Source organism: Cupriavidus phytorum (assembly GCF_003254285.1).
GTDB lineage: Bacteria > Pseudomonadota > Gammaproteobacteria > Burkholderiales > Burkholderiaceae > Cupriavidus > Cupriavidus phytorum.
Genome location: NZ_QKZN01000009.1, coordinates 104,524 through 122,903 on the forward strand (window position 1 = coordinate 104,524; position 18,380 = coordinate 122,903).

Here is an 18,380-nt window from a genome sequence, read left to right on the forward strand (position 1 = left end):
GTCGGCGGCAGACGATGAGGAAGGTTCGGTCTTGTCAGTCACGGCCTGGTGCTGGCGCGATCCGGCGCGGGGACCGCGGATGGATTGCGCCGGCCCGCGCGGCCGGCGCTGCGTTCATCATACTGCGCATCGCGGCGCTTGCCCAAGGCGCGCCTGGCGCGGCGCGCCGCAGGCGACCTGCTACAGTAAGACCAGGCATACCTGCCGGCGCATCCGTTGCCCGCGCGCCGGCGCAAGGAGGCACCCGTGACCTGCAACCTCCGCGCACGCCCGGCGGCCGTGCTGGCAATCATCGCCGTGCTCGGCTGCGCCGGCTGCGAGCGCAGCCAGCCCGGACCCAAGCCCATCTCCGGCACCGCGTCGGGCGCCGTGCCCTCGGCAGCGCCTGCCGCGACACCGTCCAGCCCCGCCAATCCCTCTGGCACCTCGGGCCAGCCCCGTTGACCGCGCGCGCCGCCCCGGCGCGTACCCGTTTCTGCGTGGCCACGCACCACGGCGTGATATTGGCGCGATGCATCGCGGTTACTCGCATGCATGACTGATGTAAGGCCAGTTTCAACCGTGCAACGGGCCGCGAGGCCGTGGCGCCACGCGTCGCGCGCACGGCAAGGCGCCGGCCAGTGCGCGCCGGCGGACGCCAGCGCCATGCCCGCGCCGCCACGGCGCCGGCGCAACGCGTTGCAGTGGCGAAACCGATTGGTCCAGCGCCGCCGCGCAGTGGCTGCCAGGTACCGCGAAGCGCCTCGCAAAGCCGCGTGGCACAAGCGTTTGCGGCCCTTGGCACACTTGTCGCTCTGGCTTCGCCAGGGCGCAAAGCAGGTCTGCGCCAGTTAAGTCAAACCGGTCGCTTGCGTGCTGGAGATCACCACATGCGTAACCCGCCTTCCCGCATGACGGCGCGCCGGCGTGCATACCGCCTGGCCGGCCCGCCGCCGTCAGAGACGGACCTGGTGTCGGCGCCGCTGCTGCCCTATCCGCGCGCCCGGGTGCAACTCGCGCGCAGTGCGCACGGCATGGCATGCATGGCGATCCGCAGACCGGCGCAGGCCAGTCCGTCCTGCCGGCGTCATGCTGGCAAGCGGCGCGCGTGACGAACTGACACAACAAGCGGGCACGCGAGCCAGCGTGACCGCGCCGATTAGTGTTCCGTCCCCCGGCGGGCACTTTTTTTTCACAGGGAGGAGCCGACCATGAAAGCTGCAATGCTCGCCACGGCGCTGGCGATCGGCTCGGGCAGCGCGGCGGCGGCCAGCTACGCGTGGTTCGACCGCCCCGACGCGGATGACGCGAACAGCCACGCCGCGGTCAGTCATGACGTCTATGTGCGCGGCTTCGGCTGGGCCTGGGGAGAGCTGCGGCTGGATCCGGACACGACTGGCGGCGAAGCGCTGGCCCCGCCCGCGCGGCACGCACGCGACGGCCAGCGCCGCCGCGACATGGTGCCGTGGCCCGCGCAGGATGCCTGCGAGCCGCCGCGGCGCGCGCGCGGCAAGATCAGCATGAACCTCGCCACCGCGCCCGTGCAGGCGTATGGCGGCGGGTTCGCGAACGGGGTCGCGGATGGGAAGCGGGCCGCAAGGCCCCCGCGGGTGGTGCGCTGACGTGCCGGCCGGCACGGGGAAAGGCGGAACCGGCGAGCGGACGTCGCCGGTTCCCCTTTCCCGCCGGCGCATGTCCGGGCCCGTGGTACTGGCCGTGGTACCGGCCGCGCCGGCAACCGGCACAGGACCGGGGCTGTTGACTGCCGCTATTCCCCCGCCGAGGCGTGGCTCTCCACACGGATATTGTGCTTGTGCATGAGCCGGTACAGGGTCACGCGTGACACGTTGAGCTCGCGCGCGGCCGGCACCACGTGAAAACCGTGGCTGGCCATCACGGTGCGGATCGCTTCGCGCTCGGCCTCTTCGCGGATCGCATCGAGGGTCTTGCGCGGCAGTTCGGCGCCGTTGTGCAGCTGCAGGTCTTCGGCGGTGATCTTGCGGTTGTCGGTCATCACGATGGCGCGGCGCACGCGGTTGATCAGTTCGCGCACATTGCCCGGCCAGGCGTACTGCATCATCGCCTGCGTCGCGCACGCGGAGAACCCGCGGATGCGTCGGTGCGCCTCGTGGCCGTGCTCGGCCAGCACCGCATTGGCCAGCAGCAGGATGTCCTCGCCGCGCTCGCGCAGCGCCGGGATCGACAGCGTCAGCACGCACAGCCGGTGGAACAGGTCCGAACGGAAGCGCCCGTCGCCCTGCGCCGCGACCAGGTCCACGTGCGTGGCCGAGATGATGCGCAGGTTGAGCGGGATCGACTGGTGGCCGCCCAGCCGCGTGATCGTGCCCTGCTGCAGGAAGCGCAGCAGCGCCACCTGGCTTTCGAGCGGCAGGTCGCCGATTTCGTCGAGAAACAGCGTGCCGCCCTCGGCCTGTTCGATCCAGCCAATCTTGCGCTGGTTAGCCCCGGTAAACGCGCCCTTTTCATAGCCGAACAGCTCAGACTGCACCAGGTGCGAGGGAATGGCACCGCAGTTGATGGCGATGAACGGGCCCTTGCGCCGGCTCGAGGCATCGTGGATCGCCTGCGCGGCCAGTTCCTTGCCGGTGCCGGACTCGCCCGAGATGAACACCGGCGCTTCGTTGTGCGCCACCTTGGCGAGCGAGCGGAACATCGCCCGCATCGCCGCGCATTCGCCGATCATGGTGCCGCGCGACGCGCTTTCCTGCGGGCGCGTGCCATGCAGCGACGCCATGCCGCGCGCATGCCGCAGCGTGTACAGCAACTCCGGCATCGAGAACGGCAGGCGCACGTAGTCGACGCAATAGTCGCGGATCATCCGCCGTACGCGCTCGTTGGCCAGCATCGCATCGGAGGTGATCGCCACCCAGGTGATATGCAGGTACTGCAGCGCCTGTTCCAGCTGCGTGAACTCGGCCTCGCTGTAGTCGGACTGCAGGTCGATCACGCCGGCCGTGGGCGGGCAGGCGCGCACCGTGCGCTCGGCGTCGCGCACCTGCGCGACGCGGCGGATTTCCCATTCCGTGCCGATCACGGACGGGTCGAAACCAAAATCTTCATGACGCGACACGACCACGAGCTGTGCAGTGCGTGACGCCTTGCACAGTCGGTCCATCACGATCTCCCGGACGTTAGGCTTGTTCTTGGTGCCGGCACCCGTGGCCGCCGCAGCGGCGCGCGTCCGTGGCGGACGGTGGGGCTGAACTGGCTGCGGGCATGCGCCCGCGGTCGACGTCGGTGTCACGAGCTGGACAGACTGCGGGTGGATTCATCAGGCGCGGCAAGGTAATCCGCGCCCGGCTGGAGCTGCTCGCGGATGCGCCGCCGCACGGCCTCCTTCTCGCGCATCAACTCCACGCGAGGCGCCTGCGGCGACTGGCCGGAGTATTGGTAGTAGAGCGTCTTGTAGGTCAGCTGGCTCAGGATCCATTCCTGCAGCAGCGTGCGCTGGCGCGCCAGTTCCCCTTCGAGCAGCCGATGGCGACGCAGCAGGTTGGACACCGCCGCGCGGGCGCTGTCACTGAGTTCGCTGTCTTCGGCAAGCAGGGCAACAACATCCGCGGTGGCCGCGTCGCTCACGGCCCGTTTGGCGGGCACTTCGCCTGCGGCTTCCCCCACGGCAGCCCAGGCTGGATGCATAGATCGGATGGATCGGTTACTGGACTCCCTGACAGGCCCGATGACGGGTCGCCGGATCTCTCCTGCGGTCATGATTATCCCCGTTGAACAACATCCCCCGGCACTGCACGTCTACGTTTACCACTTTTCAGTCTTGGAATTTTCTTGTCTGCGTGGCGCGCATGTTGTCCGCACGCTCCCGGATTGTGGACGGCGCCGTCATCGATATTGACGGTCTCTGTCGCGAAAGCGCTGCCGTCCTGGCGCATTGCGCCGGCGCGCTTCCGGCGTGGCTCCGGCACCGTGCCGCATACACCGGAGTCAAGAAGGGGCGCTTGCCGCGCCCCTCTTTGCCACGCCTATAGTTCAGTGCATTTGCGGCGGTTTGTCCAGCCCCGTGTGGGTGACTTACAGCCAATCTCATCCATTGGTATGAGCCCTCGCGCACACACGCGAGAGCGCTGGCATCGGCACGCCGCGGCGCGCCCGCGCGTGCATACGGCGCGAACATACTACGCAGAAACGGGTACGCTTCGACACCCCACCGCGGCAGGGACATGACCATGCCGAACCCCTGAATCGCTGCCTCGGCCTGCACGCAGAATCGGGTACGCTGCACCGGCCTCGCGACATCGGCCGCGCGCAGAAACGGGTACGCGGCAGCATCGTGCAAATTGCGCTGCGTGTCATCACGGCGATAAAAAAGGCGGCCCTGGGGCCGCCCGCTCGCGGAGACTCGACGTTGATGCGGCGCGTGCGCTCAGTGTCCCGGAAGGTAATAGAACTTGAAGATAAACACGGCGGCAATGATCCACACCATCACCGGCACGCTGCGCGCGCGCCCGGTCAGCAGCTTGAGCGCCGCATAGCTGATAAAGCCGAACGCAACGCCGTTGGCGACGGAATAGGTGAAGGGCATCCCCAGCGCCGTCATCACCGCGGGCACCACTTCGGTGACGTCGTTCCAGTCGATCTCCAGCAGTTCGCGCAACATCAGGCACGACACATACAGCAGCGCCGGCGCGGTGGCATAGGCCGGCACCGTTCCCGCCAGCGGCGCGATGAACAGTGCCGCGAGAAACAGCACGGCCACCGTCACCGCGGTCAGGCCGGTACGTCCGCCCGCCTGCACGCCCGAGGCGCTTTCGATATACGCGGTGGTGGACGAGGTGCCGAGGAACGAGCCCGCCATGATGGCGGTGCTGTCGGCCATCAGCGCCTTGTTGAGCCGGTCCATCTTGCCGGCCTTGAGCAGTCCCGCGCGGTTGGCCACGCCCATCAGCGTGCCGGTCGCATCGAACAGTTCGACCAGGAAGAACACCAGCACCACGTTGATGATGCCGATCGACAGGGCCGCGGTGATGTCGAGCTTGAACAGCGTCGGGCTCAGCGACGGCGGCGCGGAAAAGACACCATGGAAGGTATTGCCGGCGAAGGCGAAACTCAGCAGCGTGGTGAGCAGGATGCCGATCAGGATGGCCCCCTTCACGCGCAGGTGGTCCAGCGCCACGATCACGAAGAAACCGACGATCGCCAGCACCGCCGAAGGCTGGTGCAGGTCACCGATGGTCACCAGCGTGGCCGGGCTCGCGGTGACGATGCCGGCGTTCTTCAGCGCAACGATGGCCAGGAACAGGCCGATGCCCGCGGTGATCGCCACGCGGATCGAATGCGGGATGCCATTGACGATCATCTCGCGCACGCGGAACAGCGTCACCAGCAGGAACAGGCAGCCGGAGATAAAGACCGCACCCAGGGCCGCTTCCCACGGGAAGCCCATGCCCTTGACCACGGTGTACGCAAAATACGCGTTCAGGCCCATGCCGGGCGCCATCGCGATCGGATAGTTGGCGTAGAAGCCCATGATCAGCGTGCCGATCGCCGCGGCCACGCAGGTGGCAACGAACACCGCGTCCTTGGGCATGCCTGCATCGCCGAGGATGGAGGGATTGACGAAGATGATGTACGCCATCGTCAGGAACGTGGTGATGCCGGCCAGGATCTCGGTACGGACATCGGTATGGTGCTCGCGCAGCCTGAATACCCGCTCGAGCAGCGACGGTGCGGCGTGGGGCGCTGCGGGGGTGGATGTGCCCGGCTTGGAAGCGGGATCCGGCATCGACATGAATGGTCTCCTGGTGTCTTATCGTGTCCGCGGCAACTGGACCCCGGTGGGTCAGTTCCGGCGCCGGTCGGGCCGGGGCTGGCGCAGCGCCTGCCCCGACCGGCAAGCGTACTCTGTACCGCCCGGCCCTGCGCCGTCACGGCGGGCACGAATAAGCAACATGCAAAAGGCGTGATGATCCCACGACGCGCACGCGGCGGGCCAGTCCGTCACGCCCGCTGCCGGCAGAGGCATGGGGCCGCCCCCATCTTGACGCTGGCGGCAATCCCCCGTATAAACGCGCCTAGATTCAAGCGACGAGGCAACAGTTCATTCGTTAGCCACCGTCTGGTACTTCGGTTGTCCATGGTGTCCTTTCCTTGAGTTCCCCGTGTCGGATGACGTGTTCGTCATGCGATCTTTTTTGTCCTTTTTCTGGAAAGCAAATCATGCAAACCGGTATCGTCAAGTGGTTCAACGACGCCAAGGGCTTCGGCTTCATCAAGCCGGACGCAGGTGGTGACGACCTCTTCGCTCACTTCTCGGAAATCCGTGCCGACGGCTTCAAGTCGCTGCAGGAAAACCAGCGCGTGCAGTTCGAAGTCAAGAATGGCCCGAAGGGCCTGCAGGCCGCGAACATCACCCCGCTGTAAGCGTTGACGCCACGGCGCACCTGGTGTGCGCCACGCAGCGTAAGAACCCCGCCCCTGGCGGGGTTTTTTGTTTTCTGTCGCAGCATCGCGGTGCTGCCGTTTCCCCTCCCCCTTCACCCCGCCGCTTCCTCGTCTTTTCACGCGTCTCGCCCTGATTGGACGCAGCTCGTCACTGCGTCGCCCCGCTTCGCAGAAACGGGTACGCAATGTTGCAGCGCAGGGCGACAGGCCCGTGGTCAGCGCTCGCAGAAACGGGTACGGGCTATCCCCCTGAGCCTCACGCCTTCCGGCGAATAATCACGCAGAAACGGGTACGCACTGGCCGGCTGCCCTGCCCTACGCGTCCCTCGGTACGCAGAATCGGGTACGCCTCGAAAATTTTTTATGTCCCGTCTGCGCTTCCCGCGGCCGCGCAGGCCCGATCTATCCACATCCCATGCCCCGGGCAACCGCCGCAGAAACAGGTACGCACCTTGTTGCGGCGCAGAAGCCGGCCCTTGGTGCCTCCGCATGCCGGCCGTTCGCAGAAACGGGTACGGCCTTGCGACGATTGACCGGCAAGCGCGTTCGCAGAATCAGGTACGGACCGACGCGGCATTGCCATGGGGCAAGTCGCTGAGCGCAGGACGGCCTTCAAGAGAGTCGCAGAAATGGGTACGCCGGTGCGAAGCCTCTGCGCATCACGTATACGTCGGGTGTGAGTACTAGCTTTTTGTGAGAGGGTCCTGTACAATGGAAACTTGGTGAAAGGTCCGCTCGTATCCGAGGCGCAAATTACGCAGAATCGGGTACGCCCTGGCGGGCCGCTTCAACATCCGTGCACGCAGAAACAGGTACGCCGAAGAGGGGAACCGGGCGCGAGGCTCCGGTCGCAGAAATGGGTACGCCGCAGAAACTGGTACGCAGGCGAGTCCAGGCGCGGGCGATCCGAGGTCGGCGCAGAAACGGGTACGCTTTGGCGGGGGTTTTCGCAGAAATGGGTACGCGGGCGCGGTTCGAGGTGCCGGTAGTGCACCGGGGCGCGAACTCGTTTCTGCGGGGATAACCGCGTGGCGGCACCGTTATCCACCGTTTTTGGCCGGAACCGGCGCTCCAGCGCCCCTTGCGACCAGGGTTCTCGCAGAATCGGGTACGCTTTGCGGGGTCTTGCCTGTGGAGAAGCCTGTGGGCGACGGCGGTTATCCCCGCAGAATCCGGTTCGCGCCGGCCGCAGATACAGGTTCGGGTGGTCGCAGATACGGGTTCGGCCCTTCGCTGAATCGGGTACGGATCGCCGCAGAATCGGGTTCGCGGGGCGGTGATTTCCCCTTACGAATCAATGGGCTTGGCTTCACGTATACGGTTTACAAGTAGTTAACCCGTATCGGTATCGTTTACTGGTAGCTGATGGCTGGCGAACCGTGGACAACCCTCTCGGGTTGCCCACCGTCCGCCACCATGCGACCAGCCATTAGATCCTCCCGGCTGGCAAGAACCCCGCGGGCAATGCGATCGCTTGTGTACCTGTTTCTGCGTGACAAGCTTTGCGGCTTCGAGTACAAAGGCGGGTAATCCGAAGCAAGCCACTATGCCCATCAAACGCTCCCCGGCCGCCACGGGGGATCGAAGCGTCCTCGACCTGGACGCCGAACCCTCCCGCATCATTGTTCCCGGCAACGAGAACAACCTGGTTCCGTCCGAGAAATTCCAGCGCCTGTTCGACGAAGCGCAGGCCATGGAGCGCGAAGACGCCTGGCAAAGCGGCGAGGTCGGCTTCCTCAGCCGCGCCAGCGTCCAGGTCACGCTGCCATATCGCGCGCCCAAGGGCGCGCCGCCGGTCTGGACCCGCACCAGCGGCAATATCTCGCTGATGATCCAGCCGGGCTATTTCACGCAGCAACGCTCCGAGCGCGCCGCCAATGGCCGCCAGAAGCTGGTGTCGGAGACGGTGTCGCTGGGCTACCCGTATGGCTCCTATCCGCGCCTGATGCTGGCCTGGATCGGCAAGGAGATCATGGCGAAGAAAAAGCGCGGCGAATTCACCGGCACGGTGGAAGACCGGCGTATCTCGCTTGGCAATTCGCTGTCGGAGTTCATGTACAACCTCGGCATCCCGATGGCTACCGGGGGCAAGCGCGGCACCATGACGCTGGTACGCCAGCAGATGATCCGCCTGTTCTCGGCGACCATTGCCATCGTGCAGAACAAGTCGACGCCGAGCCAGAACCAGAATCCCAACCACGAGCCGCTGTCGATCGATCGCGTCGGCTACCTGCTGGCCGACCAGCTGTCGACCTGGTGGGATCCGATGCAGCCCGGCCAGGGCTCGATGTTCGAGAGCTTCGTGGTGCTGTCCGAGCCGTTCTTCAACGAACTGGTCAACCGGCCGGTGCCGGTGGACATGCGCGCGCTGAAGGCCCTCAAGCAGTCGCCGTTCGCGCTCGACGTGTATTCGTGGCTGACCTACCGGTTCTTTACAATCCAGCGCCGCACCGAGATACCCTGGGAAGCGCTGCAGATGCAGTTCGGCACCGAAACCGAAAGCGAACGCAAGTTTCGCGCGCTGTTCCGCAAGGCGCTGAAGGACGTGCTGGTGGTCTACCCCGGTGCCAAGGTGGACGCGGACTCGTCCAAGGCCCTGATCCTGCAGCCGTCGCGCACCAGCGTGCGCAAGCTGGGCTGACGCGCGCCTCGGGCGGACCAGCCCGAACGCAAAAAAGGCAAGCGTGAAACGCTTGCCTTTTTTGTTGCCGCCGCGAACGCATCGCGGCGGGTGAGAGCTCAGCCGAGGCTGGATCAGGCCGGCTTGATTGCCGAAGCCTGCAGGCCCTTCGGGCCTTGCTTGACTTCAAACGTCACGCGCTGCCCGTCCTTCAGGGTCTTGAAGCCCGAGCCCTGGATTTCCGAGAAGTGCGCGAACAGATCTGCACCACCGTCGTCCGGGGTGATAAAGCCAAAGCCCTTGGTCTCGTTGAACCACTTGACCGTACCGGTTGCCATAGGAATTTCCTTTTCGAAGCAAGTTCTTGTACACAACGCAAACAACCGTTCAAGCACGTTGAGTTCTCGTAGATACCGAACGGAAGCCGACGAGGTGACACGACTTGACTCGACTGTAGCGCGCATCATAACCACTTTGGATTACGGTGTCATGTGCGGCGTAATGCGCACTACAGATACTTTAGGCACATTCCGGTCCGATTTTCAAGCAATTTTACCGACTTGCGTGATTTCCCCTGTCTTAAGGACAGTTCGACGACAGCAGCCTTGAAATACTTTTTTTGTTAAATTGGGAAACGGTTGATACGTCACCTGGTTTTGGCTACAGTTGCGCCTTAAGAATCAACCGCGCTTTCAGCGCTGAAAGAGAGGTCGCAGTGCCAGCCAAAATCATTACGGTCTTCAACCAGAAAGGCGGTTGCGGCAAGACGACGGTCAGCATGCATCTTGCCGGCACGCTGGGCCTGCGCGGTGCGCGTTCGATGCTGGTCGACATGGACGAGCAAGGCACCGCCACCCGATGGGCTGCCCAGGCCAGCGACGAACGGCCGTTCCCGGCCTCGGTCATCGGTCTGGCGCCCTCCGGCGGCGCCATGCACCGCGAGGTTCGCAAATTCGTCCAGGATTATGACTACATCGTTGTGGATTGCCCGCCGGCAGTCCATTCGGCGGCGCCATCCAGCGCGCTGCTGATTTCCGACCTCGCCATCATTCCCGTCGTGCCGTCCCCGCCTGACCTGTGGGCGGCGGTGGCCGCCAAGACGCTGGCCCAGCACGCGCAGGTACAGAACGAATCGCTTCTGATCCGCGTCATGGCCAATATGGTGCAGCGCCGGGTGTCGATTGCCCGCCAGGCGATTGAAATTCTTGGCGATGATGGCGACGTCCCGTTGTTGAATTCGATGATCGGCTCGCGTTCGGCGTTTCGCGAATGCCAGGCGATCGGCTGCACCGTCCATGGCGTGGCTGGTGCGCGCGAGGCGGTGCAGGAGGTCGACATGATGGTCGATGAAGTGTTGTCTTTGATTGAGCAATAGGCATGGCTACCAAACTAAAAAGCCTGAAGGCCGGCATGCTTGCCGGCATGGCGGCCGAGAAGAGCCGGAACGATACGATGGACCGCTTCGCTCGGGCGGAAGCGGCCATTTCCCAGCATCCCAACGGGCTGCTGCAGGGCAGGGGGGCTGCTGAAACGTCGCCCGGTTTCAGCGCTGAAAGTCTCGACGACGTCGCCGCGGGCCGGCAGCTGATCCGGATTCCGCTGGCGCAGCTGCATGACAACCCGCTGAATGCGCGCCGCATCTACGATCCTGCCGTGGTGCAGGAGCGGGCCGCGTCCATCGCCACGCACGGCCAGAAGACGCCGGGCCTGGCCGCGCCGGATCCGGCGCGCCCGGGCCACTACATCCTGATCGACGGTCATTACCGCAAGCGAGCTCTGGCATCTGCCGGCAAGCTTGAGATGGAATGTTTTGTCGAGGACGATCTGAGCGACCTGGATTTCTACCGGCTGTCGTTCATGCTGAACGAGCAGCGCTCGGACCAGTCCGCGCTCGACAATGCCATTGCCTGGCGCCAGCTGCTCGATGAGGGCAAGGTGCAGAAGGAAGAGGAGATCTGCGAGCTGACCGGCATTTCCGCGGGCACGGTGAACAAGACCCTCGCCTTGCTGCGCCTGCCGGAGTCGGTGCTGGGCGTGATGCGCGAGTGCCCGAGCGCGATCGGCATTGCCGCGGGCTATGAACTGACGCTGTACTTCAAGCTGGCGGGCGAAGAGCGAACCCGGGAACTGGCGGGTCGCATCATCCACGACGGGCTGTCGAGCCGCGAGGTCGAGGCGATCCGCAAGCAGGCGCAGGAAGGCAAGGCGCGCAAGGTCAAGGAGATCAGCCGCCAGTACAAGATCCGCACTGACAGCGGCCAGCTGCTCGGCACGATCAAGGAATGGGATTCCGGACGCGTGATGCTGGACGTGCAACTGACCGACCGCAGTGCGCGCGAGGCCCTGGTTGAAGCCCTGAAGTCTCGCTTCGGACTCGACAAGACGTTGCTTTGAATCTTTGAATCGGCTGGCCGCCGGTTCGGCTCCGCGTTGACGCGGACGCCGACCGCCAGGCGGGCAATATGCGGGGGCAGTGGCGACACTGCCCCCTTTGTTTTCAGGCCATCAGATCCCGTGGCGAACGTGCCGCGAATGCCGGATCACAGCGCTTGCGATAGCGCTCCAGCATGGCCGCAAGCAAGGCATGCAGGCCGCGCACCGAATACCCGCCCAGCGGTTGTGCCGTGCGCTTGCGGCGGGCACGCCCGGTGGGCGGCGCCGTCGCCGGGCCGATCAGGCAGGCGTCTTCCATGCCTGGACTTTCCCATTGCAGTTGGCGGTCCTGCCAGTGGCGCGCCAGCGCCAACCGTGTCGCGGGCGCAAGGCTGCGACCTGGGTGCGAAGCGTCCTCAGGATTGTCGAGGCCGCCGGACTCGACGGCCGTGCCGCCGGCAGGCGCAGAGGCAGAGAGCGATCGCAACGTTGCCGATGACAGTTGATCCAGGCTGAGCCCTTGCTCGCGCAGCAGCAGGATGGCGGCGTGCGCAGCGCGGTAGCGCTGGCCGTCGCTGGCCTCGGCCTGCGATGTCAGCCATGACAGGAAAGCGGCGACGCTGTCTTCCGGCAACGGAGCGCGGACGGACGGCGTAGCCGCCTCCGCGTCCGGGGCCGTCGCCATTTCGGCCCCGATCTGCGCTGGCCAGCGCGCCGCGCAAGGGTAGCCGTTATCGTGCATCCACCGGAACAACGCGGCCAGCACGCGCATGCTGTGGCGCTGGCTGGCCGGGCTCAGCGGGCCCGTCAGCGGACGCCACGCTGCCTGGTGCCGCGGCGCGCGCGGCCCGCACCAGCGGCTGGCGGGTTCGGGGCTGGCCAGGAACCCCAGGTAGCCCTGGCGGTCATCCAGGTCCAGTTGCGACAGCCCCTTGCCGCGCTCCAGCGCCGCCCACAGTAACAGCCGCTCCGCCTCCTTGCGATACGCGGCAAAGGTGCTGCCCTGGCCGTCGGTGGTATCGCGCAGCCACGCCTTGACCACCATTACGCCGTGGCTGTACGGACAGGCCTCATCGGGACCGGCAGCCGACGCCGGCGCCTCGCTCAGCCACTCGAGCGGCAACGGCTGGCGCAGCGCCGGACCCAAGGGTGCCGCTTGCTGCGGCGCCCGGTTGCCGACGTGCGCGTGCAGCAGCGGCGCGCCATCCGCGCCCTTGAAGACCGTGCGATGCTCACCCAGCCAGCGGTTGATGGCGGTGCCGGCAAGCGCGCCAATGCGCGGCACGGCTCGCCACCAGGCGGTACCGCGCTGATTGGCAACCTCTAAAAGCGATCTAAGCGTCACAATATTGGCATTGCGCAGACGACGTGCCAGTGCCGGAGCGAACCACAGTTCCACGCTGTGCTGGGCCTGCGGAGCCGCCGTGCCCAGTCTTTCCAGCTCGCCGAGCGCATCCACCCGACGATCCATGCCGCGGTTCGAGCGCCCGGGGCCGGCCAGTAGCAGTTCGGCCAGGTCCGCGCGCCCGTGCAGATGCGCGAGCTGGACCATGCGGTCGCGCAAGGCCAGCAGGATGCGCAGCGCCGACTCGGCGCCGGCGTCATCGTCATCCGTGTCGTCGGCGAGATAGCGGGGGACGACCATCGCGGCCGGCATGCCCTGGACATAGGCACGCACGGCGGCGAATTCGCTTCGGGTCAGGCTGACAGAGGGTGCGGCAGGAATCATCGGCAGCTTGCGCAGTATCGCTAACTTATTGATTTATAAGGCACCCGGGCGGAGGCAGAAATCATCCGACCTGAAATGCATAGCAAAATGCAATGCCGATAATTCTATGCGCGATGGCGCAAGATGCACAGGCCCGCCGGCCGGGTTTCATCCATATGCTGCAAATCAGCCGGCATCAGACCGGCGGGCGTGGCGTAAAACGCTGGTTGGGGATTACCCGCTGCAGCGCACCATTACCTTGCATTCGACGGGCGCGTTTCATATGCTGCAGCTCAGGAGTTATAAATACTTAGATCAGACTTCAGCCGAATCTAAGGCTCTTGCAACAGAAGCGTTTCACACGCACACCGGGGCGATCCGGTATCTCCAGGGAAAGGATGACCTGCAGCCAGACGGGAAGGCTGTGCGGCGTCGCCGGAGCACTGGCGGATCGTAGGGAGGTGCAACCGCAGGATAGCGGGGCACGTCCGACAAGCAAGCACGGATTTTCGCGGGGTCCGCGCTTGCCGCAATAATAAGAGAGCGGCCATGGCCACCATCCTCTTGATCGAGCCTCACCCCCTCCTGCGCCTGGGTCTGCGCCACCTGCTGGCCCAAGCACACCTCGACGGCGACCTGCTGGACATCGATCCGCTGGCGCCCATCGATTCCGACCTGTGGCTCAACGATGCGGACCTGATGGTCTACGGACTGCCGTCCGACCAGGCCAGCGGCTGGTCCATGCTGGAAGAACTGTGCCAGCGGCTGCGGCCACAACGGGTGCTGGTCCTGAGCGAGCACGCGATGCCGGCGTTGCCCGATGCCGGACTGCCGGAACCGGTGCGCGGTTGCGTGCCCAAGCATTGCAGCGCCGACGCGCTGGATGCGGCGGTGCGGCTGGTACTGGCCGGCGGCGAATGCTTTCCGGCGTCGAGCCAGCCGCTGCCGGGCCGGCACGCCGGCACGGACGCTGCGGCGGCACGCGTCGCGCTGGCGGCACCCGGCGATGCCCGGGTGGTGACGCTGCGCCCGGGCGTGGACGATGCCGGTCACGACAGCGCGGCGCCGGTGGCGCAACGCCAGTTCGCCGCGCACGCCACCGCGTACGAAACGCCCTCGGCCGGCGCGCACCTGCTCAACATCACCGAGCGCCAGTACGAAGTGCTGGCCTTGCTGGCGCGCGGCTATCCGATCAAGACCGTCAGCCGCATGCTGAATATCTCGATCGCCACCGCCAAGACGCATGCCTGCACCCTGTATCAGCGCCTCCATGTGCGCAACAAGGGCGAAGCGGTCTACGTGGCGTTGCAAAGGGGTGCCACGCTCAACTGGGCGGGACCGGACCCGGCTGCCGCGCCGACGCGCATGCCGCCGGTAGGCCAGGCGGCCTGAGCCGGTGGCGCGCGCCGGCGATGCTGGCCGCGCGCTCCCGCCGCCTCATCCTTCTGCTGCGCGATGCTCCGCCAAAAGCATGAGGCAGGGGTGGCGGCGGCTTGCTACCTTCTGAGGGAAGACATCCGCACAGACCGACGCCGGCGGTTGGCGCTGGTGCGATGCCTTCACCGCCGGGCCGCCCGCAGCCCGGCTCCGACCGCGCGGCCGCTGCCATGGCCGCCCGGGGTTGCCGCCGGACCGAGTCAATGCCGACCTACCTGATCGCCAGCAACGAAATGATGTGCCGGGCGCTGGCACGACGCCTGCACGCGCTGGACCTGCCCAGGCCGATCAACTGCCGCACGCCGCAATGGCTGCAAGCCCCGGCGCACGCCCCGTCATCGGCTGCGCCGGCGCAGACCGCAACGCACGACCTTCCGGCCGTCCCTGGCCACATGCCCGCGCAGGCCGGCGCGCAGCTGCCGCCGGATCCGGCGGATATTGCCGTGATCGATTGCAGCGGCCTCGAAGGCGATCCGCGCGCATGGCTGGACCAGCTGCACGCGCGCCTGGCGCCGCGGCGCTGGCTGGTGTTGTCGGACCGCCTAGAGCCCGCGCTGATCCTGCATGCGGCGCTGCTCGGCGCCAGCGGCTGCCTCGCGTTGCCCGCGGCGATGGACCTGGTGTGCGCGGCCACCGCGCTGGTGTGGGCCGGTGGGCAGTGCTTCCCGCGCATGGCGCTGTCGCTGGCCGGGGCGCGTGCGCCTGCGCCCTCCCTCCTTTGTGCGACCCGTCCTACAACCACCGGATGAGGGCGCAATATTGCTGATGGCCTATGCTTGATTCGCCCGGAGGCAGAAGCTGGCCCTCATTCGCAGGCTGGCCGTCCCGGGAAGAAGGGGGTCGTATGGAGGCCGGACTGGAGTTCCTCGTCGTGCGCGGCTTTGCGGTGCGCGAGGGCCGGGGAAAGTGGGCGTGCTGCTTCGAGATCAGGCTCGCCGCCCATCATGAGCAAGGTTGCGGCGCGGATGGCGCCGCTGGCAGCGATGAGCCGCTGCTGTACCGGGGAGAACTGCACGGGCGCCAGTTCGATTGCGAGCTGGCCGCCGCCGATGCCGCGCGCGCGGCCGGCGAGCGCGAAGCCTTGCTGCGTGTGGAAAGCCTCAAGGCACTGATCATCGCGCAGCATCGGCACCGCGTGCCGCCGTCACTGGTGAGCTGAACCTCCAGGCACGCGCAGCTGTTGTGCAGCGGCACCCGGCGCGAGCGCCCGGTGCCGCTGTGCGTTTGTGCGGGTCGCATCGGTTGACCGCATCGGTTGACCGCATGATCTCGCCGCTGCTGCCGCCCTCTCGATCATGCTTTCCCGGCCGGCAAAAAAAGAAGCCCGCCGACCGGGGGACCATGCGGGCTTTGAAAACGCTGCCCCGGTGATGCAAGGGCAGCGATCCCGATTGAACATATCGAATTGCGCAAAGACTCTCTATCCACCAGACGGCCAATGCAGTCATGCACTCTCAACCTGTCTGCACCCTGACCGGCGCCGGCCGGGGCCGCGCTGCGCGCGCGCGCGGCGCTGGACCAAGCGGCCGATGCCGCCACGCGCGACGCGGTGGTACGCTGCGCCACCAGACCCTGACGCTTACCGCTTGCGCCTGCCCATGAGCCACTGGCATCTCGTTTCCCTGTTCGGCGAATCCGCGTACCTGCTGCCTTGCGCCGTGTTCCTGGCGTTGTGGCTGTACTGGCGCGGTGCGCCCGGCAGCGCGCGCCACTGGGGGCTGGCGTTCGCCGCAGCCGCGCTGCTGGTGCTGGCGTCCAAGCTCGCGTTCATGGGCTGGGGCATCGGCAGTGCGGCGCTGAACTTCACCGGCTTCTCCGGCCACGCGATGATGGCGGCGTCGGTGCTGCCGGTGCTGCTGTACCTGGCGGTGCCGGCGGCGTGGCGGCGCCTGGGCTGGCTGGCGGCGGCCGCGGGCGTCGCCTTGGCGTTGCTGGTGGGGGTGTCGCGGCTGGCGCTGCATGCGCATTCGGTATCGGAGGTGGCGGGCGGCCTGGGCGTGGGCCTGTGCGTAAGCCTGCCGTTCATCCTGCGGCGCACCACCCCGCACGGTCCGCTGGCGATGGTGCTGGCGAGCGTGGTGCTGGCCACCGCGCTGGTGATGCCGATGACCGGCTCGGTGGGCGCCTCGCACGCGCTGATCCAGCAGCTTGCCATGCTGCTGTCCGGCCGCGACCGCCCCTTCCAGCGCGGCGAATGGGCCATGCACGGGCGTGCGCCAGGGTACGTCAAGGTGCACGCCGCGGTGCGCACAGAACCCTGCTGAGCGCCGCCGCCAGCGCCGGTTTGCGGGCCACGGCCTGTGTGCGCCCGCCAACAGACACTGGCGGGCGGCTCGGCAACCATCGCTGCATCGAGCATTGCATTCGCGGTGGGCAGCCATGGCATCCAGTTCGACCTTTGCGGCAGAGCGCCACACGGCGCTGCACTTGTTGTACCGGCTGGCCGACGCGGTGCTGGTCGGCGCCTGCGCGGTGATGATCGGTGCGCTGTACTTTCCCGAGGGCATCCGCGGCGCCGCGCCGGTGCACGGCTTTCTTGCCGCGCTGTGTTCGATCGGGGTGCTGGCGGTGTTTCCCGCCTTCGGCATCTATGAATCGTGGCGCGGCCGCAGCCGTGCGGCGCTGGTGCTGCGCCTGCTGGCCGCGTGGGCCACGGTGTTCATCGTCGGGCTGATGACGGCGTTCCTGATGCACCAGATCGCCGCGGTGTCGCGGGTCTGGTCGCTGGGCTGGTTCGGTTCCAGCCTGCTGGCGCTGGCAGGGGTGCGCGCCGTCATGTTCCGCATGCTGGGCAATGTGCGCGAGCAGGGCATCAACGCCAAGCGCGTGGTGATCTTCGGCTACGGGCCGCTTGGGCGCGAGATGTACCTGCGCGTGGACCAGATCCGCGCCGCGGGCTACCGCGTGGTCGGCATCTACCATGAAGAGCCGATCGCGGTGCCCGACGGCGTGGTCTCGCTGCGCACCATGGAAGAGGTCAACCTGTTCGTGCGCAGCCAGGCGGTCAGGGAGATCTGGCTGACGCTGCCGATGGTGGCGTGCCGCGACCTGTACGACGTGGTGCGGCAGTTCCGCAACGAGCTGATCGACATCCGCTGGATCCCCGACGTGATGTCGGTGGAGCTGCTCGGCCACCGCTTCAGCGAGTTCCTCGGCCTGCCCGTGATCGACCTGAACAGCCCGCCGGTGTCGGGCATCACCGGCCTGCTCAAGGCCAGTTTCGATCGCGCCTTCGCGCTGGCAGCGCTGATCGGGCTTGCACCGCTGCTGCTGGTGGTGGCGGTGCTGGTGAAGCTGTCGTCGCCCGGGCCGGTGCTGTTCCGACAGCGGCGGCTGGGCATGGACGGGCGCCCGTTCGATGTCTTCAAGTTCCGCACCATGCGCCAGCACGCCGACGTGGGCGTGACGCAGGCGGTACGCGGCGATGCGCGCGTGACGCGGATCGGCGCCTTCCTGCGCCGCACCAGCCTGGACGAGCTGCCGCAGTTCTTCAACGTGCTGCGCGGCGAGATGTCGGTGGTGGGCCCGCGCCCCCATGCGATGGAGCACAACGAGCTCTACAAGGAGCTGATCGACCGCTACATGCTGCGGCACCGGGTCAAGCCGGGCATCACCGGCTGGGCCCAGATCAACGGCCTGCGCGGCCAGACCGATACCGTCGAGAAGATGCGCCGGCGTATCGAGTTCGACATCTACTACATCCAGCACTGGTCGTTCCAGCTCGACCTGCAGATCATCCTGCGCACCGCGCTGCACGGCTGGACCGGCGCCAGTGCGTATTGAGGTGCAGCTGCGGCGGTACCCGGGGGTGCACGGATTGGTGCGCAAACGTACCGAAGCCGCAGC

General features: G+C 66.7%; 16 protein-coding genes. 11 read left to right on the forward strand and 5 right to left on the reverse strand.

Going from position 1 to position 18,380, the window contains the following annotated elements:
• The first annotated feature begins 246 nt into the window (after nucleotides 1–246).
• Nucleotides 247–444, forward strand: a complete 198-nt coding sequence (locus tag C7416_RS21520; protein ID WP_240987750.1) for a hypothetical protein — start codon at nucleotides 247–249, stop codon at nucleotides 442–444.
• A gap of 746 nt (nucleotides 445–1,190) precedes the next feature.
• The gene (locus C7416_RS21530; RefSeq protein WP_240988234.1) at nucleotides 1,191–1,601 is read left to right on the forward strand and encodes a hypothetical protein; all 411 of its coding nucleotides are present in this window, start codon (nucleotides 1,191–1,193) and stop codon (nucleotides 1,599–1,601) included.
• Nucleotides 1,602–1,747: 146 nt separating this feature from the next.
• Here C7416_RS21530 and C7416_RS21535 read toward each other — a convergent pair whose 3' ends face one another.
• The 3 genes from C7416_RS21535 to C7416_RS21545 form a co-directional block, all read right to left on the reverse strand.
• A complete protein-coding gene (locus C7416_RS21535; protein WP_111520810.1) occupies nucleotides 1,748–3,115 on the reverse strand; it encodes a sigma-54 dependent transcriptional regulator in 1,368 nt (455 codons plus the stop codon).
• A 125-nt stretch (nucleotides 3,116–3,240) separates the two neighbouring features.
• The gene (locus C7416_RS21540) at nucleotides 3,241–3,711 is read right to left on the reverse strand and encodes a hypothetical protein (RefSeq protein WP_111520811.1); all 471 of its coding nucleotides are present in this window, start codon (nucleotides 3,709–3,711) and stop codon (nucleotides 3,241–3,243) included.
• Nucleotides 3,712–4,378: 667 nt separating this feature from the next.
• The gene (locus C7416_RS21545) at nucleotides 4,379–5,743 is read right to left on the reverse strand and encodes an NCS2 family permease (protein WP_111520812.1); all 1,365 of its coding nucleotides are present in this window, start codon (nucleotides 5,741–5,743) and stop codon (nucleotides 4,379–4,381) included.
• 428 nt (nucleotides 5,744–6,171) lie between these two features.
• Here C7416_RS21545 and C7416_RS21550 point away from each other — a divergent pair, with 428 nt between their 5' ends.
• Both C7416_RS21550 and C7416_RS21555 read left to right on the forward strand, forming a co-directional pair.
• Nucleotides 6,172–6,375 carry a cold-shock protein gene (locus tag C7416_RS21550; protein WP_010811149.1) on the forward strand — a complete coding sequence of 68 codons (204 nt, stop codon included), beginning with the start codon at nucleotides 6,172–6,174 and terminating at the stop codon, nucleotides 6,373–6,375.
• Between the two features lie 1,567 nt (nucleotides 6,376–7,942).
• Nucleotides 7,943–9,037: a replication protein RepA gene (locus C7416_RS21555; RefSeq protein ID WP_012354866.1), complete on the forward strand. Its 1,095-nt coding sequence runs from the start codon at nucleotides 7,943–7,945 to the stop codon at nucleotides 9,035–9,037.
• A 113-nt stretch (nucleotides 9,038–9,150) separates the two neighbouring features.
• Here C7416_RS21555 and C7416_RS21560 read toward each other — a convergent pair whose 3' ends face one another.
• Entirely contained in the window at nucleotides 9,151–9,354 is a 204-nt protein-coding gene (locus C7416_RS21560) for a cold-shock protein (protein WP_006159056.1), read from the reverse strand.
• Between the two features lie 377 nt (nucleotides 9,355–9,731).
• On the opposite strand from C7416_RS21560, the gene C7416_RS21565 reads away from it, so the two are divergent.
• Both C7416_RS21565 and C7416_RS21570 read left to right on the forward strand, forming a co-directional pair.
• Nucleotides 9,732–10,391: an AAA family ATPase gene (locus C7416_RS21565; protein WP_012354867.1), complete on the forward strand. Its 660-nt coding sequence runs from the start codon at nucleotides 9,732–9,734 to the stop codon at nucleotides 10,389–10,391.
• A gap of 2 nt (nucleotides 10,392–10,393) precedes the next feature.
• Entirely contained in the window at nucleotides 10,394–11,410 is a 1,017-nt protein-coding gene (locus C7416_RS21570; protein WP_111520813.1) for a ParB/RepB/Spo0J family partition protein, read from the forward strand.
• A gap of 103 nt (nucleotides 11,411–11,513) precedes the next feature.
• On the opposite strand, the gene C7416_RS21575 is transcribed toward C7416_RS21570, so the two are convergent.
• Nucleotides 11,514–13,118, reverse strand: a complete 1,605-nt coding sequence (locus C7416_RS21575; protein WP_111520814.1) for a phage integrase family protein — start codon at nucleotides 13,116–13,118, stop codon at nucleotides 11,514–11,516.
• Nucleotides 13,119–13,646: 528 nt separating this feature from the next.
• Between C7416_RS21575 and C7416_RS21580 the strand changes: the two genes are divergently transcribed.
• The 5 genes from C7416_RS21580 to C7416_RS21600 all read left to right on the forward strand — a co-directional run bounded on the left by C7416_RS21580 (nucleotide 13,647) and on the right by C7416_RS21600 (nucleotide 18,317).
• Complete coding sequence (locus tag C7416_RS21580) at nucleotides 13,647–14,489, forward strand: helix-turn-helix transcriptional regulator (protein ID WP_111520815.1); 843 nt, start codon at nucleotides 13,647–13,649, stop codon at nucleotides 14,487–14,489.
• 248 nt (nucleotides 14,490–14,737) lie between these two features.
• Nucleotides 14,738–15,283, forward strand: coding sequence for a helix-turn-helix domain-containing protein (locus C7416_RS21585; protein ID WP_111520816.1), 546 nt, complete (start codon nucleotides 14,738–14,740; stop codon nucleotides 15,281–15,283).
• Nucleotides 15,284–15,378: 95 nt separating this feature from the next.
• On the forward strand, nucleotides 15,379–15,693 hold the full coding sequence (locus tag C7416_RS21590) for a hypothetical protein (protein WP_111520817.1): 315 nt from the start codon (nucleotides 15,379–15,381) through the stop codon (nucleotides 15,691–15,693).
• Nucleotides 15,694–16,132: 439 nt separating this feature from the next.
• The gene (locus C7416_RS21595) at nucleotides 16,133–16,798 is read left to right on the forward strand and encodes a phosphatase PAP2 family protein (RefSeq protein WP_111520818.1); all 666 of its coding nucleotides are present in this window, start codon (nucleotides 16,133–16,135) and stop codon (nucleotides 16,796–16,798) included.
• Between the two features lie 115 nt (nucleotides 16,799–16,913).
• On the forward strand, nucleotides 16,914–18,317 hold the full coding sequence (locus C7416_RS21600) for an undecaprenyl-phosphate glucose phosphotransferase (RefSeq protein WP_111520819.1): 1,404 nt from the start codon (nucleotides 16,914–16,916) through the stop codon (nucleotides 18,315–18,317).
• The last annotated feature ends 63 nt before the right edge of the window (nucleotides 18,318–18,380 follow it).

Bases quoted from the DNA above. Each gene is read 5' to 3' on its own strand.
- C7416_RS21530 (WP_240988234.1), top strand. From the start codon at position 1,191: ATGAAAGCTGCAATGCTCGCCACGGCGCTGGCGATCGGCTCGGGCAGC.
- C7416_RS21535 (WP_111520810.1), bottom strand. From the start codon at position 3,115: ATGGACCGACTGTGCAAGGCGTCACGCACTGCACAGCTCGTGGTCGTG.
- C7416_RS21540 (WP_111520811.1), bottom strand. From the start codon at position 3,711: ATGACCGCAGGAGAGATCCGGCGACCCGTCATCGGGCCTGTCAGGGAG.
- C7416_RS21545 (WP_111520812.1), bottom strand. From the start codon at position 5,743: ATGTCGATGCCGGATCCCGCTTCCAAGCCGGGCACATCCACCCCCGCA.
- C7416_RS21550 (WP_010811149.1), top strand. From the start codon at position 6,172: ATGCAAACCGGTATCGTCAAGTGGTTCAACGACGCCAAGGGCTTCGGC.
- C7416_RS21555 (WP_012354866.1), top strand. From the start codon at position 7,943: ATGCCCATCAAACGCTCCCCGGCCGCCACGGGGGATCGAAGCGTCCTC.
- C7416_RS21560 (WP_006159056.1), bottom strand. From the start codon at position 9,354: ATGGCAACCGGTACGGTCAAGTGGTTCAACGAGACCAAGGGCTTTGGC.
- C7416_RS21570 (WP_111520813.1), top strand. From the start codon at position 10,394: ATGGCTACCAAACTAAAAAGCCTGAAGGCCGGCATGCTTGCCGGCATG.
- C7416_RS21575 (WP_111520814.1), bottom strand. From the start codon at position 13,118: ATGATTCCTGCCGCACCCTCTGTCAGCCTGACCCGAAGCGAATTCGCC.
- C7416_RS21580 (WP_111520815.1), top strand. From the start codon at position 13,647: ATGGCCACCATCCTCTTGATCGAGCCTCACCCCCTCCTGCGCCTGGGT.
- C7416_RS21585 (WP_111520816.1), top strand. From the start codon at position 14,738: ATGCCGACCTACCTGATCGCCAGCAACGAAATGATGTGCCGGGCGCTG.
- C7416_RS21590 (WP_111520817.1), top strand. From the start codon at position 15,379: ATGGAGGCCGGACTGGAGTTCCTCGTCGTGCGCGGCTTTGCGGTGCGC.
- C7416_RS21595 (WP_111520818.1), top strand. From the start codon at position 16,133: ATGAGCCACTGGCATCTCGTTTCCCTGTTCGGCGAATCCGCGTACCTG.
- C7416_RS21600 (WP_111520819.1), top strand. From the start codon at position 16,914: ATGGCATCCAGTTCGACCTTTGCGGCAGAGCGCCACACGGCGCTGCAC.